Origin of the sequence: Vogesella fluminis (assembly GCF_014652335.1) — a bacterium.
Classification (GTDB): Bacteria; Pseudomonadota; Gammaproteobacteria; order Burkholderiales; family Chromobacteriaceae; genus Vogesella; species Vogesella fluminis.
Genome location: NZ_BMYP01000110.1, coordinates 1 through 1090, shown reverse-complemented (window position 1 = coordinate 1090; position 1090 = coordinate 1). Strand labels below are relative to the sequence as shown.

The following is a 1090-nucleotide window of genomic DNA, read 5'->3' as shown; positions in this document are numbered from 1 at the left end:
GCTGTGTTTTGGATGATCCGAATTATCTCATACGGCTCGTTAAGTCCGACAGGCTGCTAGTCGTGCAGCTCGGTCAGCGATACCTGTTCCGGGCGCGATTCGCGGCTGATCAGCAGCACCGCCCACAGGATCAGCGCGCCGCCCAGCACTTGCGACAGGCTCAGCTGCTCGCCTAGGAACAGCCACGCCAGGATGATGGTCACCACCGGCTCGGCGGTGGAGATCAGCGAGGCCTGGGTGGCGCCGGTGCTTTGCAGGCCGGAGAGGAACAGCGCCAGCGCCGCCACCGTGCCCAGCAGCACGATGCCGAGGATGGCGCCCCAGCCGGCCGGGCTGTGCGGCGGGCTGAAGCCGTTGATGGCCAGCCACACGCCGTAGCAGCTGGCGGCGGATAGCACCACCACGCAGGCGTGGGTCAGCGGATGGCCACCGTGCACCAGCCGGCTGCCGGCCAGAATGTACAGCGAATAGATCAGCGCGGAGGTCAGCCCCAGCAGCAGGCCCAGCGGCTGCGCCTGCAGGTCCACGCCGACGGTGACCAGCAGCCCGGACAGCGCCAGGCAGATCGCCAGCAGCCGGCGGCGGGTGAACGGCTCCTTCAGCAGCAGGGTGGACAACGCCAGCACGATGGCCGGAAACAGGTACAGCAGCAGCGAGATGGTGCCGGCATTGGCGTAGTGCAGGCCGTTGAAATAGCAGGCGGCCATGCCGGCGTAGCCCAGGCTGCCCATCAGCATCAGCACCAGCAGCGACCGGCCACGTGGCCACTCCAGCCGTTTGGCCAGACACCACGGCAGCAGCAGGGCGCCGGCCAGCGCAAAGCGCAGGAACAGCAGTGTCGGGGTGGAGGCGCCGTCTTCGTAGGCAAAGCGGGCGAAGATGGCCATGCTGCCAAAGCCGATGGCGGACAGCAGGATCTTGAGCTGGCCAAGCCAGGCATGGGGTTGGGTGCTGGGCATGTCGGGGGTCTCCGGCTAAGGGCAAAGTTAATCGACAGGGCTCTGGCGCTTGCGGCCAACGTTGCAGCGGCGGGCGCTAGCAGCCTGTCGGACTTGGGCCTGCCCGAAGGCGGAATAGTGAAACGCAGGGC

The 1090-nt window shown here is 67.2% G+C and carries 1 protein-coding gene; it reads right to left on the bottom strand.

What is annotated here, in order from left to right; all coding sequences use genetic code 11:
• Positions 1 to 56: 56 nt before the first annotated feature.
• A complete protein-coding gene (locus tag IE083_RS15660; protein ID WP_189354960.1) occupies positions 57 to 959 on the bottom strand; it encodes a DMT family transporter in 903 nt (300 codons plus the stop codon).
• Between the last annotated feature and the right edge of the window lie 131 nt (positions 960 to 1090).